General features: G+C 66.1%; 11 protein-coding genes and 1 riboswitch. Of the genes, 8 read left to right on the top strand and 3 right to left on the bottom strand.

From position 1 onward, the window contains the following. Positions 1–68 precede the first annotated feature (68 nt). The 8 genes from HQ354_RS03520 to HQ354_RS03555 all read left to right on the top strand — a co-directional run bounded on the left by HQ354_RS03520 (position 69) and on the right by HQ354_RS03555 (position 11,324). Positions 69–926, top strand: a complete 858-nt coding sequence (locus HQ354_RS03520; RefSeq protein WP_167676029.1) for a DMT family transporter — start codon at positions 69–71, stop codon at positions 924–926. Between the two features lie 18 nt (positions 927–944). Continuing rightward, entirely contained in the window at positions 945–2,381 is a 1,437-nt protein-coding gene (locus tag HQ354_RS03525) for a GuaB1 family IMP dehydrogenase-related protein (RefSeq protein WP_167675919.1), read from the top strand. Between the two features lie 361 nt (positions 2,382–2,742). Beyond that, a complete protein-coding gene (locus HQ354_RS03530; protein ID WP_167675921.1) occupies positions 2,743–4,125 on the top strand; it encodes a hemolysin family protein in 1,383 nt (460 codons plus the stop codon). Further along, positions 4,118–5,227: a hemolysin family protein gene (locus tag HQ354_RS03535; RefSeq protein ID WP_167675923.1), complete on the top strand. Its 1,110-nt coding sequence runs from the start codon at positions 4,118–4,120 to the stop codon at positions 5,225–5,227. Before HQ354_RS03530 ends, HQ354_RS03535 begins: the two co-directional genes overlap by 8 nt. Positions 5,228–5,268: 41 nt before the next feature. Further along, positions 5,269–6,138, top strand: coding sequence for a 3-methyladenine DNA glycosylase (locus tag HQ354_RS03540; RefSeq protein WP_222634168.1), 870 nt, complete (start codon positions 5,269–5,271; stop codon positions 6,136–6,138). A gap of 64 nt (positions 6,139–6,202) precedes the next feature. Continuing rightward, entirely contained in the window at positions 6,203–8,377 is a 2,175-nt protein-coding gene (locus HQ354_RS03545; RefSeq protein ID WP_167676033.1) for a malate synthase G, read from the top strand. A 76-nt stretch (positions 8,378–8,453) separates the two neighbouring features. Further along, on the top strand, positions 8,454–10,181 hold the full coding sequence (locus HQ354_RS03550; protein ID WP_206030661.1) for a substrate-binding domain-containing protein: 1,728 nt from the start codon (positions 8,454–8,456) through the stop codon (positions 10,179–10,181). Positions 10,182–10,184: 3 nt separating this feature from the next. After that, complete coding sequence (locus tag HQ354_RS03555) at positions 10,185–11,324, top strand: metallophosphoesterase (protein WP_222634169.1); 1,140 nt, start codon at positions 10,185–10,187, stop codon at positions 11,322–11,324. A gap of 4 nt (positions 11,325–11,328) precedes the next feature. Here the strand turns inward: HQ354_RS03555 and gcvP are convergent, their stop codons facing one another. From gcvP to HQ354_RS03570, 3 genes are all read right to left on the bottom strand, one after another. Then, positions 11,329–14,208 (bottom strand): aminomethyl-transferring glycine dehydrogenase, encoded by a 2,880-nt coding sequence (gene gcvP / locus HQ354_RS03560; RefSeq protein ID WP_308115109.1) that lies wholly within the window; start codon positions 14,206–14,208, stop codon positions 11,329–11,331. A 150-nt stretch (positions 14,209–14,358) separates the two neighbouring features. Beyond that, positions 14,359–14,456: riboswitch (glycine riboswitch) on the bottom strand. A 13-nt stretch (positions 14,457–14,469) separates the two neighbouring features. After that, complete coding sequence (locus tag HQ354_RS03565; RefSeq protein ID WP_371828822.1) at positions 14,470–15,162, bottom strand: MerR family transcriptional regulator; 693 nt, start codon at positions 15,160–15,162, stop codon at positions 14,470–14,472. A gap of 270 nt (positions 15,163–15,432) precedes the next feature. Then, positions 15,433–15,906, bottom strand: a complete 474-nt coding sequence (locus HQ354_RS03570) for a bifunctional nuclease family protein (RefSeq protein WP_068431205.1) — start codon at positions 15,904–15,906, stop codon at positions 15,433–15,435. Positions 15,907–16,011: the final 105 nt, after the last annotated feature.

Genomic DNA, 16,011 nt, shown 5'->3' on the forward strand with positions numbered 1-16,011 from the left:
CCGCCACAGCGGTACTGTTCCGCTATGACGCACCCTCGTACGTTCGACGACGTGAGGTGACGGGCGAGATGCCCGTGCTGGCGATCGTCCTCGCTCTCGTCGCAGCATTTCTGTTCGCGTGCGCGTCGGTGGCGCAACAAAGTGCCGCAGCTGCGGTACCCGAGGGCGAATCCTTGGTCGCTTCGCTCGTTCGCAGTCCGCGGTGGTGGGCCGGTGTCCTCGGCGACGTGGGCGGGTACGCCGTTCAGGTCGCGGCGCTCTGGGCTGGATCCGTGCTGCTGGTTCAACCACTGCTGGTGTCGATGCTGTTGTTCGCGCTTCCGCTGTCGGCCAAGTTCTCCGGCTACCGAATGACGCGGACGACATGGGTTCTCGCGATCTCGCTCGCTCTCGCGCTTGCGGTGTTCATCGTCGTCGGCGATCCCACCGAGGGACATGCGAATGCACCGCTGTCGCAATGGATCGTGCCTCTGGTGATCGCGTTCGGCGTCGTGCTGGCGTGTATTGCTGCGGGCTCGATGTCGAGAAGACCCGGGTCCCGTGCGCTGCTTCTGGGCGCCGCGGGTGGACTGTTGTTCGGCATGGCCGTCGCGTTCACGAAGTTCGTGACCGACCTGGTCGAGCATGATGCGACGACCGCAGTGACTGCGTGGCAGACCTACGCACTGGTCTTCTGCGGCATAGCAGGCTTCTACCTGCAGCAACGCGCATTCCAGTCCGGGCCGCTGTCTGCTTCGCTCCCCGCCGTCACGATCGGCGAACCCTTCGGAGCGGCCTTCCTCGGCATCACGGTTCTGGACGAGCGCGTGCGCCACGATGCTTTCGAGCTGACCGTCATCGCCGCGGCCGTCGCCGTCATGATCTACGCGACGATCACCTTGTCACGCTCGCAGGCGGAGGTCGCCGCACACGCGGACGCCGTCTGACCGGTACGCTGGCGCACCGTGCAGTTCCTCGATGGCCAGCAGCCCCCGTACGACTTGACCTACGACGACGTCTTCCTGGTGCCCAACAGGACCGACGTGACGAGCCGGTTCGACGTCGACCTCTCGACCGTCGACGGATCCGGAACCACCATCCCGATCGTCGTCTCCAACATGACCGCTGTCGCCGGTCGTCGTATGGCGGAAACCGTCGCGCGACGCGGTGGAATCACGGTCATTCCCCAGGATCTTCCGGTCGCAGCCGTGGCGGACACCGTCGCATTCGTCAAGAGCCGCGATCTGGTGGCCGACACCCCCGTCGTCCTCGGTCCCGACGCGTCGGTGTCGGATGCACTCGCGTTGATGCACAAGCGTTCACACGGCGCCGTCGTGGTCGTCGAGGCAGGCAAGCCTGTCGGAGTCGTCACCGAGAGCGCCTGCACCGATGTCGACCGCTTCGCACGGCTCAGTTCGGTGGCCGTCACCGATTTCGTGACGGTGTCCTCGGACGCCACTCCTCGCGCGGTGTTCGAGTCGCTCGAGGCGTCACACGAGGGCCTGGCCGTTCTCGTGGCTCCGGACGGAAGCCTCGCCGGCGTCCTCACTCGCACGGGCGCGATCCGGACCGGTATCTACACACCGGCCGTCGACGCCGCAGGCAAGCTTCGGATCGCAGCAGCGGTGGGCATCAACGGCGACGTCGCCGCGAAGGCGAAGGCACTCGTCGAGGCGGGCGCCGATCTGCTCGTCGTCGACACCGCGCACGGCCATCAGGAGAAGATGATCGAAGCGCTGTCCGCCATCAAGGCGTTGGACCTGCCGGTCCCCCTCGCCGCCGGAAACGTGGTCTCGGCAGCGGGTACACGCGATCTCGTGCAGGCAGGCGCGGACATCGTGAAGGTCGGCGTCGGCCCAGGCGCGATGTGCACGACTCGCATGATGACCGGTGTGGGGCGGCCTCAGTTCTCCGCCGTCGCTGAATGTTCCGCCGCCGCGGCGGAACTCGGCGCGTCGGTCTGGGCCGACGGCGGTGTGCGGCACCCGCGCGACGTCGCCCTGGCGCTCGCTGCAGGCGCGGCGAACGTGATGATCGGCTCGTGGTTCGCCGGGACGTACGAGTCACCGGGTGATCTGCGATTCGATCCCGCGGGCAACGCCTACAAGGAGAGCTTCGGCATGGCGTCCAAGCGTGCCGTGGCGGCGAGGACTGCAACCGACAGCGCCTTCGACCGCGCACGGAAGGGTCTCTTCGAAGAAGGCATTTCGAGCTCGCGGATGCGACTGGACCCCGATCGTCCCGGCGTCGAAGATCTGATCGACCACATCTGCTCGGGGGTCCGAAGCACGTGCACCTACGCGGGCGCGCGAACGCTACCGGAACTTCACGAACGCGCCGTCCTGGGCGTTCAGTCCGCGGCCGGCTTCGCCGAGGGACGCCCGCTGCCCAGCGGATGGTGACGTCCACCGCGGCACACGGGCGCGTCGTCGGCCCCAGACGTTAGACTGATGGCTTCGCGATTCATCGAACATCCTTCGGCCCGGTTCACGGACGTCACGTGCGTGGACAGGGTTCGGTGGAACAACGGAAAGGAACAAGGTGCCTGAGGCACCCGTCATCACCAGCGCCGCCGTCGCGTCCAGCGACCAGGGCGACGAGGGCTCCACTTCGGAGGGCTCCTCTATCGAGCCGGGTGACGAACCCGGCGATCTCACTTCCTCTCGATCACCCTCACCATCTCGATCGACACTGCCTCGCCGTTCGCGGCAGCCGGAACCTCATGGCGCCATGCGCCTGTCTCAACTACGGCGGCGATGAGCCATGGACTTGATCCTGAGCATCCTCAGCCTCGTCGGATTCGTGGCACTGACCGCAGGCACTGCCCTCTTCGTCGCAGCCGAGTTCTCGCTGACGGCGCTCGAGAAGAGCGCGGTCGACTCGGCTGCTGCCGCAACGGGTGACATCCGTTCTCGGCAGGTGCAGCGCGCGCACCGAACGCTGTCGTTCCAGCTGTCCGGCGCGCAACTCGGCATCACCATCACGACCCTCATCACCGGCTATCTCGCAGAACCGGTCCTGGCCGGCTTCTTCGTGCCCGTCGCCACGGCGCTCGGAGCGTCGGAGTCGCTGGCGTCGGGTCTGTCCCTCGCGGTCGCTCTGATCGTCGCGACGTCGTTCTCCATGATCTTCGGCGAGCTCGTGCCCAAGAACATCGCCATCGCCGAACCCATGGCAACCGCGCGTGCCACGGCCGGATTGATGTCCGGGTTCTCGGCGGTCTTCCGGTGGGCCATCAACGGCCTGAACGGTTCGGCCAACTGGCTGGTTCGCAGACTCGGCGTCGAGCCGGCCGAGGAACTTCGGTCCGCCCGCTCACCACGTGAGTTGAGCTCGCTGGTGCGGACGTCGGCCCAGCACGGTTCGCTCGACGAGAGCACTGCCCGTCTCGTCGGCAGATCTCTGCAGTTCGGCGAGCGCACCGCAGAGGAACTGATGACGCCCCGGGTGAAAGTCGAATCGCTGTCGGTGTCCGACACCGCGTCCGACTTGATCGAGACGGCGTCGCGCACGGGCTTCTCCCGATTTCCCGTCGTCGACGGCGATCTGGACGACACCGTGGGTGTCGTCCACCTGAAACATGCGTTCGCCGTGCCCGCGGGTCGGCGACGCGAGACCCTCCTCGACACGCTCGCCCAGGATGTGCCCGTCGTTCCGTCCAGCCTGGACGGCGACTCGGTCATGGAACGGGTGCGGGCGGACGGAATGCAGGTCGCACTCGTCGTCGACGAGTACGGCGGCACCGCAGGAATGGTGACCATGGAAGACCTCATCGAGGAGATCCTCGGAGACGTGCACGACGAGCACGACGAACCGGAAATCGACGTGCAGAGATTCGGCGACGGCTGGCTCTGCTCCGGCCTGCTTCGGATCGACGAGGTCGCCGCCGCGACCGGGTATCAGGCGCCCGAAGGCGAGTACGAGACCATCGGCGGCCTGGTTCTGTCCGAACTGGGCAGAATTCCGACCGCAGGCGACAAGGTGGTGCTCCCCCGCTTGGCGTCCGACGATCCGGCGGACTCCAACGGCGGTTGGGTCGCTCGAGTCACCCGCATGGACGGTCGACGAATCGACAGAATCATGCTCCAGCCCGTAGCCGCCGAAACGGTGGCACAGATCAGCGCGGAGGAGAACGCCCGTGGGTGACGTACTCGCCGTTCTGCTGGCGGTTCTACTGCTCGGCGGCAACGCATTCTTCGTGGGCGCCGAGTTCTCGTTGATCTCGGCACGACGCGACCGGCTGGAATCACAGCTCGCACAGGGCAAGAAACGTGCGAAGTCGGTGATCGAGGCCGGCCAGAATCTGTCCCTCATGCTCGCGGCAGCGCAGCTGGGCATCACGATCTGTTCCATTCTGCTCGGGCGCGTCGGTGAACCTGCCGTCGCGCACCTGTTCGAGAAGCCGATGGATCTGCTCGGCGTCCCGGAAGCACTGCTACACCCGATCGCGTTCACGATCTCGCTGGCTCTCGTCGTCGTGCTGCACATCCTGATCGGCGAGATGGTTCCGAAGAACATCGCCATCGCGGGCCCGGAGCGCACGGCGATGCTGCTCGTTCCGGTGCATCTGATGTTCATCAAGGTCGCCAAGCCGCTGATCTCGTTCTACAACCTGTGCGCCAACCTCACCCTGCGTGCTGTGCGTATCGAACCGAAGGACGAACTGGAGTCGTCGGTGTCGGCCGACGAGTTGTCTCAGATGATCGGCGAGTCACGATCCGAGGGCCTGATCGACGAGGAGGAACACCGTCGCCTCACGCAAGCCCTCGACATCTCCGGACGCACGGTGGCCGAAGTTCTGATTCCGTTCGCGGAGGTGAGGACCGTTCGCTCGGCGAGTGCGACGTCGGGACCCACACTGGGTTCGGTGGAGGACGCCGTCGTCGCCACCGGCTTCTCGCGGTACCCGGTGCAAACAGCGGACGGTTCGCTCGTCGGTTATCTGCACCTGAAGGACGTCCTCGAGTACATGCTCGACGACACCGCAGGACCGGACACCGAGATACCCCGTGCGCAGGTCCGACGTCTGCCCGTCATCGCGTCCGAGACGACGATCGACGACGCATTGACGCGGCTGCGTCGGATGAGCAGTCACCTCGGGGCAGTTCGTGACGCCACGGGAGCCACGGTCGGGATCGTCGCTCTCGAAGACCTCGTCGAGGAGTTCGTCGGCACGGTGCGCGACGGTACCCACCGGGTCGCCGACCCGACGCCCGGGCATCCGGCGCGCGGGAGTGGTTCGTCCTGATCGCCACACGTTCGGTTCTGCCGGAACAGGAATGGACGGCGATGCGGGCCGCTCACCTGGACCGCGTGGATCGGCTGGTGGGCGATTATCTCGCGGAGCGTGCTCGGGGCGCGACGCACCCGGTCCTGGACTTCCTGTTCACCTACTACAGCTTCAAGCCTGGGCATCTCCGTCGTTGGAACCCCGGCTACGGTGTCGTGCTCGCGGGCGACGCCGCGCGTGATTACGCCGGCTTCGCGTCGTACGAGCGACACGTCGGTCCGGACGGCGGCATGCGAGTCCGTGAGTCGGTGCTGGACTCTCGTCGGTCCGCCGTCGAATTCACCCTGGGTCTTCTCCGCGCGACCGCAGCGCGACCGCCCCACCACGGCTGCTTCGGACTGCACGAGTGGGCGATGGTCTACCGCGGCGGGCACGAGGCGCTTCGACACGGTTCGGTGCCGCTTCGGCTGGGCCACGACGGCACCGATGCCGTAGTCGAGTCGATGACGATTCGGTGCACGCACTACGACGCTTTCCGCTTCTTCACCGACGACGCCGTTCCCCGTAATCTGTTGCAGCTCGCGCCGTCGAGCCGGGTCGAGACGGAGCAACCGGGGTGCGTCCACGCGAGCATGGACCTGTACAAGTGGAGCTACAAACTCGCACCCTTGATCGATTCCGATCTCGTCACCGACTGCTTCGAATTGGCCCTTGCCGCACGCACTGTCGACATGCGGGCGAGTCCGTACGACCTGTCGGATTACGGCCTGGCTCCGATCGCCATCGAGACACCCGGTGGTCGGTCCGAATATGTGCGCGCGCAAGCCGCCCTGACGGCCAGGGCAACACCTCTCCGACACGCCTTGATCACACGGTGTGAGAACCTACTCGTGAGCGGCGGCGATCCCGCCCGACCTACTGCCGAGTAACATCGTCCACGATGTCGTTGGGGCGGCCATGGAGTCGCCCGTGACCGGAAAGAGCGAGGGATTCATGACCGATCGCAAAACTGTTGGCGGACTTCAGGTTGCCGAGGTGCTGTACGACTTTGTCCAGAACGAGGCACTTCCGGGTACCGGCGTCGACGCAGACAAGTTCTGGGCGGGCGCGGAAGCCGTCATCACCGACCTGGCCCCGAAGAACAAGGCGCTGCTCGCCGTCCGTGACGAAATCCAGGGCAAGGTCGACGCCTGGCACGGTGAACATGCGGGACCGAACTACGACCGCGCCGCCTACAAGACGTTCCTGAAGGACATCGGCTACCTGACCGACGAGCCGGCCGACTTCCACATCACCACCGCGGGCGTCGACACCGAGATCACCTCGACCGCGGGCCCGCAGCTCGTTGTTCCGGTCCTGAACGCGCGCTTCGCGATCAACGCATCGAACGCCCGCTGGGGATCGTTGTACGACGCGCTGTACGGCACCGACGCCATCTCCGAAGAGGGCGGCGCCGAGAAGGGCACCGGTTACAACAAGGTTCGCGGCGACAAGGTCATCGCGTTCGCCCGCGAGTTCCTCGACGAGGCAGCGCCCCTGTCGTCCGGTAGCCATGTCGGCACGACCAAGTACGTCGTGGATGCCGCGTCTCTGTCGGTCACGCTCGCCGACGGCTCGACCGTCGGTCTGGCGGATCCCTCGCAGCTCCTCGGCTACCAGGGCGCCCCGGATGCGCCGTCGGCAATCCTGCTGCGCCACAACGGTTTGCACCTCGAGATCCAGATCGACGCCGACAGCCCGATCGGCAAGACCGATGCCGCGGGTGTCAAGGACGTGCTGCTCGAGTCCGCGGTCACCACGATCATGGACTTCGAGGACTCCGTCGCCGCGGTCGACGCCGACGACAAGGTGCTCGGCTACCGCAACTGGCTCGGACTGATGCGCGGCGACCTCGCCGAGGAAGTCACCAAGGGCGGTAAGACCTTCACCCGCACCCTGAACGCGGACCGCGTCTACACCGCGATCGACGGCAGCGAACTGACGCTGCACGGACGTTCGCTGCTGTTCGTGCGCAACGTCGGTCACTTGATGACCTCCGATGCCATTCTGGACGCCGACGGCAACGAGGTCCCCGAAGGCATCCTCGACGCTCTCTTCACCTCGCTTACCGGTCTGCACTCGCTGACCGAGGACAACGTGCTGAAGAACTCGCGCACGGGCTCGCTGTACATCGTGAAGCCGAAGATGCACGGCCCCGACGAGGTCGCGTTCACCGTCGAGCTGTTCGGGCGCGTCGAGCAGGTCCTCGGCCTGCCGGAGAACACGCTCAAGGTCGGCATCATGGACGAAGAGCGTCGTACGACGGTCAACCTCAAGGCCGCGATCGAGGCCGCGAAGGAACGCGTGGTGTTCATCAACACCGGTTTCCTCGACCGCACCGGCGACGAGATCCACACCTCGATGGAGGCCGGGCCGGTCGTCCCCAAGGGCGAGATGAAGGCACAGACCTGGATCAAGGCCTACGAGGACTTCAATGTCGACACCGGACTCGCCGCAGGCCTCGAAGGTAAGGCGCAGATCGGAAAAGGCATGTGGGCCATGCCCGATCTGATGCACGACATGCTCGAGCAGAAGATCGGCCACCCCAAGGCCGGAGCGAACACCGCCTGGGTGCCGTCGCCGACCGCCGCGACGCTGCACGCCCTGCACTACCACAAGGTCGACGTCTTCGCCCGGCAGGAAGAGATCGCGAAAGCCAAGCGGGCCACCGTCGACGAGATCCTCGAGATCCCGTTGGCACCGGCCACCGACTGGTCGGACGAGCAGAAGCAGCGCGAACTCGACAACAACGCGCAGTCCATCCTCGGCTACGTGGTGCGGTGGATCGACCACGGAGTCGGCTGCTCGAAGGTGCCCGACATCAACGACATCGCGTTGATGGAAGACCGTGCAACGCTGCGTATTTCGAGCCAGTTCCTCGCGAACTGGATTCGGCACGGCATCGTCACCGAGGGCCAGGTCCGTGAATCGCTGCAGCGCATGGCACCGGTCGTCGATCGCCAGAACGCGGGAGACCCGGCGTACAAGAACCTGGCACCGGACTTCGACTCGAACATCGCCTTCCAAGCAGCCAGCGACCTGATCTTCCAGGGCGCCGGCCAGCCCAACGGCTACACCGAGCCGATCCTGCACCGCCGCCGTCGCGAGTACAAGGCGGCCGCCAAGTAGGAGCGGACGCGATATCCCGGACCCCATGGGTCGGTCCGCAAGCTCTGCTGTCGCACAGCGCTTGTAGTCTTTCCACGTGGGTGAACATCGCACGTCGGGGGGCTCCCGGGGTATCAGCAAGGGACCGGTGATCGCGGCGGGCATCATCATCGTGGTGGTGCTCGCCGTGTTCGGATGGTTTCAATTGCGAGATCGAATCGCGGACCAGGGCGTGCAGGCGGCGACTACGTGCGTCGAGGGTCCGTTGACGTTGCCGGTGACCGTCGATCCGGACATCTCGCCCATGGTCACCGAATTGGCCGCGCGTTTCGACGCCACCAAACCGATCGTGCGCGACCATTGCGTCACAGTCGACGTCGCGACGACGCCCACGGCTGCGATGGCCAGTGCCGTCGCAGCCGGCCCGGACAACTGGGACCCCGCCGCTCTCGGCGCTGTTCCCGCACTGTGGATTCCGCGCTCGTCCGACGCTCTGCAGGGGGTTCCCCCCGGAACGATCGACGGCACGCCCCGATCGGTCGCCAGTTCTCCGATCGTGCTCGCAGGCCCGGACGCTGTCACGTCCGCGTTGTCTGCCGGCAGCGTCGGATGGGCGGATCTGCCTCGCCTGCAACGCGCGTCGGACGGGCTCGACGCACTGGGGCTACCCGGCTGGGGTGGACTCCGCCTGCAGTTGCCCACCGGGCCCGATGCGGCGTCGACCTCCCCTGCATTGGCCGCGGTGGCAGCCACGACGGTCGAATCACCGACTGGATCGCTGTCGTTGGAACAGGCACGCAGCGGGGCCGTCGTGTCGGCCATGTCGGCGCTTGCGACCACCGATCGAGGACAGAGCGCCGTCTCCGTCGACTCGACCGATGCGGTCCTCGCACGGATCAGTGCCGATCCCTCCCCGAACTCGGATGTGCACACGGTCCCCGTCACCGCGCAGCAGCTGCGCGCGTCCGCCCAGACAGGACTGTCCACGTACGCGCCCGTCGGCGCGACGCCCGTCGCGGACCATCCCGCTGCGATTCTGGGAAGCGGCTTCTCGACCGACACACTCGACCGGGCAGCCGCTCAGTTCGTCGAGTTCGTACGGCAGCCCGCCAACGCCACGGTCTTCTCCGACGCCGGTTTCGACGTCGGAGACATCGAAACCGATGCTGCTGCGACCGCGTCGGACACGCGGCAAGCGTTGATCGACGCGGTTCGAGACCCTGCGACGCCGCGTCGAGCGACGGTGTTGCTCGACGTGTCCGGTTCGATGGACACGGCCGAAGGTGCCAGGACGCGCTTGCAGAACACGGTCGACGCGCTGAACCAGCAGTTCGAGTCCGTCGTCGGCGCGTCCGATCTCGGATTGTGGGTCTACAGCGCGAATCTCGACGGTCAGCGGGCGTTCCGGACAGCGGTGCCCACCGGCCCCCTCGACGAGCAGATCGCATCGGGAACGCGACGCGATGCTCTTGTTTCGGCGGCGAGCGCGCTGCGCCCCGAGACGTCGACGTCGACCTACGAATCCGTCGTGGCCGCCTATGTCGACGCCGTGGACAACTACGTGCCGGGCCGGCCGAACAGCGTCGTTCTCGTCACCGACGGACCGAACGACGACGCGTCGATATCGTCGGATCGATTCCTGCGCATGCTGTCCGACCTCGCCGTGCCCGACAAGCCGGTGGCCATCGATGTAGTGTCCATCGGAACCAATTCCGACATTCGCACGTTGCAGTCCATGTCCGACACGACCGGGGGTTCGACAACCACCGTCGGTTCGTCGGACGGGCCCGAACTCCTCAACCTTCTCCGAAAGTTGCTGTACTGAAACATGACACGCCTGCTCGTGTTCGGCACGTTCCTCGCGCTCGTCGCACTTGTGCTGCATCTGCGTTACGTCAGAGCAACTCGACTGCCTCGCCCCTACTCCCTCGTCGTCGACGTCGTACTGGTCGTCATGTGGGCCCTTGCCCTGATCGGAATCGGTTCCGGTGAACTGTTCGACCCCGCATGGGCACGCATTCCGGCGTTCGTCGGTCTCAGCTGGCTCGCCGTGGTGCTCTACCTCGTACTGGGTACCCTGCTCGTCGGTCTGGCGACCTTCGCGATCCGCATCGCGGCGGCCGCACGCGGCCGCGACTCCGTTGCCACCCGTCGGCGGGTGACACGCGTGGGTTCCGCAGTGGTCGCGGCGGCGTCCGTCGCTGCCGTCGGGTACGGTCTCGTCGAGGCCGCGCATCCCCGCATCACCGACACCACGATCGCGCTGGACCGCCTACCCGACGAGTTCGCCGGTCTCCGAATTGCATTGGTTTCCGACGTCCACGCAGGCCCGTCGCGCGGCCGGGACTTCGTGCAGAAGATCGTCGACGACGTCAACGCGCAAGCGCCGGACGTCGTCGTGCTCGACGGTGACCTCATCGACGGCACCGTCGAACTCGTCGGTTCGGATCTGGAGCCGCTGCGCCAACTGTCGGCGCCTCTGGGCGTGTTCGGAGTGAGCGGGAACCACGAGTTCTACGCGGACGACGGCGGAAAGTGGCTCGATCTGTGGTCGTCGCTCGGGGTGACGGTGCTGCGCAACGAGCGGGCCACCGTCAGCCGCGGAGGCCAGGACATCGACATCGTCGGAATCAACGACGCGACCGCACCTGCACCGTACGAGCCCGACCTCGCAGCCGCTCTCGAAGGTCGTGACCCCGAACGATTTTCGCTGCTGCTCGCGCATCAGCCGCTGCAGGCGGAGGAAGCGTCGGAGATGGGAGTCGACATGCAGGTGTCGGGCCACACGCATGCCGGGCAGATCTGGCCGTTGCGGTACCTCGTGCCGCTGCAGCAGCCGAGCGTCGAGGGCCTCGATCGGGTCGGAAACACGACGCTGTACACCACCAGGGGTGCGGGCGCATGGGGTCCTCCGGTGCGAGTCGCAGCACCGCCGGAGATCGCGATGCTGCGACTCGTGTCGTCCTGACCGTTCAGGCGAACGATTCGATCGGCGGGCACGAGCAGACCAGGTTGCGGTCTCCGTGCGCTCCGTCGATTCGCCGCACGGCAGGCCACACCTTGGCTCGCCCGGCGCCCGTGTCGGGGAATGCGGCCTCCTCGCGCGTGTACGGATGAGACCACTCTCGCGCGAGGCTGCGCGCGGTGTGCGGGGCGCCCCGCAACGGGTTGTCGTCGACGGGCCATTCGCCCGAGCCGACGCGATCGATCTCGACGCGGATGGCGATCATCGCGTCGCAGAATGCATCGATCTCCTCGAGACTTTCGCTCTCGGTAGGCTCGACCATGAGCGTTCCGGCGACCGGGAAGCTCATCGTCGGTGCATGGAAACCGTAGTCCGCCAACCTCTTTGCCACATCGTCGACGGTCACACCGGTACGCTTGGTCAGCTCACGAAGATCGAGGATGCATTCGTGAGCGACCATGCCGTTGTCGCCCGTATAGAGCACGGGGAAGTGCTCGTCGAGGCGACGGGCGATGTAGTTCGCCGACGCGATGGCCGTCAGCGTCGCACGTCGCAGTCCCACCGCACCCATCATCCGAATGTAAGCCCACGTGATCGTCAGGATCGACGCGCTTCCGTACGGCGCAGCGGCGACCGGTGCGCCGCCTCCGAGTCCCTCGCGCAGCGGATGTCCCGGTAGGTACGGCTGCAGGTGGGCACGGACGCCGATGGGTCCGATACCCGGGCCGCCACCGCCGTGCGGGATGCAGAACGTCTTGTGCAGATTGAGGTGGCTGACGTCTCCGCCGAACTTTCCCGGACGGGCCAGTCCGACAAGTGCATTGAGGTTCGCGCCGTCGACGTACACCTGGCCGCCCGCGTCGTGGACCGCGGCACAGATGTCGTCGATCTGATGCTCGTACACACCGTGGGTGGACGGATACGTGATCATGATCGCGGCCAACGAGTCGGCATGCTGATCGATCTTCGCGCGCAGATCGTCCACGTCCACGTCGCCGTTGGTGCGACATGCGACGACCACGACCTTCATACCGACCATGACCGCGGACGCCGCGTTGGTGCCGTGCGCACTCGACGGAATGAGACAGATGTTCCGATGACCGTCGCCGCGACCGATGTGATAGTCCCGAATGGCAAGCAGCCCAGCGTATTCGCCTTGACTGCCGGCGTTCGGCTGCAGGCTCACCGCGTCGTAGCCGGTGATGTCGACGAGCCACTTCTCGACGTCGGCGATGATGGACCTGATGCCTGCTGTGTCATCGTCGGGCGCGAACGGGTGCAGCCTCGCGAACTGCGGCCACGTGATCGATTCCATCTCCGCGGTCGCGTTGAGCTTCATCGTGCACGAACCGAGCGGAATCATGCTGCGATCGAGCGCGATGTCCTTGTCGGACAACATGCGTAGATATCGCAGCATGGAGGTCTCGGTGCGGTGCCGGGTAAAGGCAGGATGCGTCAGGAACTCGGACGTGCGTCGGGCAGATGCAGGAAGCGAGTCGACGCGTTCCGCATCGGACCGCTCGGCACCGAACGCCGCGAGCACCGCGTCGACGTGCTCGTCCGTCGTCGCTTCGTCGCAGGACACACTCACGGTGTCGTCGTCGACGAGGCGCAGGTTGATACCCGCCTCCTTGGCGGCGGCCACGACGGCGCCGGCACGCCCCGGAACTGTCGCCGTCACGGTGTCGAAGAACGCGTCACCGGCCAGCGAGACACCCGCACCGCGTAACCCCGCCGCGAGAGCAGTTGCACGCGCATTGACCCGCAACGCAATCGAACGCAAGCCGTCGCTGCCGTGGTAACTCGCGTACATCGCCGCGACGATCGCCAGCAACACCTGCGCGGTGCAGATGTTCGACGTCGCCTTCTCACGACGGATGTGCTGCTCTCTGGTCTGCAGCGCCAGACGGTAGGCCACGTCGCCGTCGGCGTCGACGGACACCCCGACGAGCCGTCCGGGCAGCTGCCGCGAATGCGCCGATCGAACGGCCAGGTAGCCGGCGTGCGGGCCGCCGTAGCCCATCGGCACACCGAAGCGCTGAGAAGTTCCGAAGCAGGCGTCCGCTCCCACCTCCCCGGGCGGAGTCACGAGTGTCAGCGCGAGAAGATCGGCGCCGACGGCCACGAGCGCACCCCGCTCGTGCGCGCGGGCAACGATGTCCGACAGATCGCGTACCACGCCGCTCGCACCGGGTGTCTGCGTCAGCAACCCGAAGAACTCACCGTCCGGAAGACCGTGCGACAGGTCGCACCGCACCAGTTCGATCCCGAGCGGGGCCGCGCGCGTCTCGAGCACCGCAAGCGTTTGTGGGAAGACGTCGGTGTCGACGACGAATCTCGGTGACGTCGACGCCCGGTTCGCTCGTCGGAGCAATGTCATCGCTTCGGCTGCAGCGGTCGCCTCGTCGAGCATGGACGCGTTCGCGACCTCCATGCCCGTCAGATCCGCCACCATCGTCTGGAAGTTCAGCAACGCCTCGAGCCGACCTTGGCTGATCTCCGGCTGATACGGCGTGTACGCGGTGTACCAGGCCGGGTTCTCCAGGATGCCGCGGGTGATGACCGGGGGCGTCAGTGTGTCGTAGTAGCCGAGTCCGATCATCGAGACCGCGACCGTGTTCTGTTCCGCGCGCTGCGCGAGTTCGGCAAGCGCGTCGTGCTCGCCGACCGGGAGCGGCAACGCGTCGAGGCCGGCGCCGACTCCTGACGGTGCGTCGTCGAGGATCGCCTGCGGCACGGACTTGGTCGCGAGGTCGTCGAGCGTCGGCACCCCGACCACGTGCAGAATTCGTTCGAGTTCGTCGGCGCTGGGTCCGATATGCCGATCGGCGAACACGCGCTCGCTCGGCGTCGACGAAGAGTCGGTGGGGACGGTCGGATCGATCACGAGCCACTCCAGGTGCGTGCGACAGGGCCCTCCCCCTCTGTCGCATGCCCACCGACGCGGGCGCCTGAGAGATTCAGCCGGGGCGACGACGACGTCGTCCGGCCTTTCCCCTTGGGCGGATGGGTGCTCCCATCACTTTCCAGAGACGTCGAGGCTCACACGGTCCGTGTGCCTGAGAGATTGACGGGGAGGTGTTGCTCCTTCGGCGCCCGAGACTGGCTGTCCCGGAACTCTCCCGCGTAAGCGCGACGTGCGAAAAGTCTAACCGGTCTTTCGGCTGGCGCGATTCTTGCGTCGCGACGCGAGTTCGTCCTCGGGCGTCGTCTCGAAATCGCCGCCGTCGGCGCGTTCGGCCGGGAAATCCGCGATCAAGCCGGTCAGTTCACGCATGGCGCCGTTCACCGCGATTCCGAAGACACCCTGTCCGCCCTGCAGCAGGTCGACGACCTCCTCGGCCGACGTGCACTCGTACACCGTCGTGCCGTCGGAGAACAGCGTGATGTTGGCCAGGTCGCCGACACCGCGCTGACGCAGATGATCGACGGCGACACGGATGTTCTGCAGCGAGATTCCGGTGTCCAGGAGACGCTTGACGATCTTCAGGACGAGCATGTCCTTGAAGGAGTAGAGACGCTGACTACCCGAACCCGCCGCGCTCCGGATGGACGGGACGACAAGCCCGGTGCGAGCCCAGTAGTCGAGCTGCCGATACGTGATGCCCGCGATCTGGCACGCGCTGGGAACGCGGTAGCCGACAAGTTCGTCCGGGACCGAATCGTCCGGAAACAAGCCTGGCTGGAAGTCCGGGACGGAAGTCGCCGGGGTCGCCTCGGCCGCGGAGGTGTCGGACGATGCGGCGGTGTCGGACGACGCCGTGTCCACCGCGTCCTGTTCAGCGGTGTCCGGCGTGTCGGACGCTGAACCGTGGCGGCGTTCCTGCGGCTGATCTCCCACTGACTGCTCCCTCTTCGGATGTCTCGACACTGCGCACGGATCGCCAACTTCGTTCGATCCGGCCGGGCTCAATTCCCGGCTTCCTGCCGCGTGAGGTCCATTCCGCGTACGAGGCCAGAGTACTCCCCGGCACGCAGCGACGACATGGGATCGCCGAGCGGAACTCACAGGCGGAACGTTAGGACCCGAGTGAGGGCGAATCAACGCAACGCGCCGTAACACTGAACCTAAAGTTGAGGTTGAGACTCTTCCGTTATCGAATCGGGCGCTCTACCCGCCGGTGGCCTTGAAATCATCCGGGGATACCGACTCGAGAAACTCCTTGAACTTCTCGACTTCGTCTTCGCGTTCGTCGGGCATCAGCAAGCCCGCTTCGGCGAGGACCGGCTCCTCCGCGTAGATGGGAACTCCTGCGCGCAGCGCGATGGCGACCGAATCGGACGGTCGAGCCGAGACGCGCACCTCTTTGTCGAACACGAGATCGGCGTAGAACGTGCCCTCCTGGAGGTCGACGATTCGAACCTCTTTCAGGGTGTGCCCGAGGGCGCCGATCAGGTCTTTGATCAGGTCGTGGGTCAGCGGTCGGGCCGGCTGGACGCCTTGCTGCTCCAGCGCGATGGCTGCCGCCTCCGTCTGCCCGATCCAAATGGGCAGATACCGTTCTCCATCGGACTCCCGCAGCAGGAGAACCGGCTGGTTCTGCGGCTGCTCGACCCTGATACCGACGACTCGCATCTCACTCATGGTGACTGCCTCCCACACGCGTTGAAATCGGGCCGCAGGTCTGGGTCCGTCCACTGCATTCGAGTCTATGGGAAGTCGGCGGTCGTAGTGGTGTCCGCCGACTTT

Origin of the sequence: Rhodococcus sp. BP-261 (genome assembly GCF_019835205.1) — a bacterium.
GTDB lineage: Bacteria > Actinomycetota > Actinomycetes > Mycobacteriales > Mycobacteriaceae > Rhodococcoides > Rhodococcoides kyotonensis_B.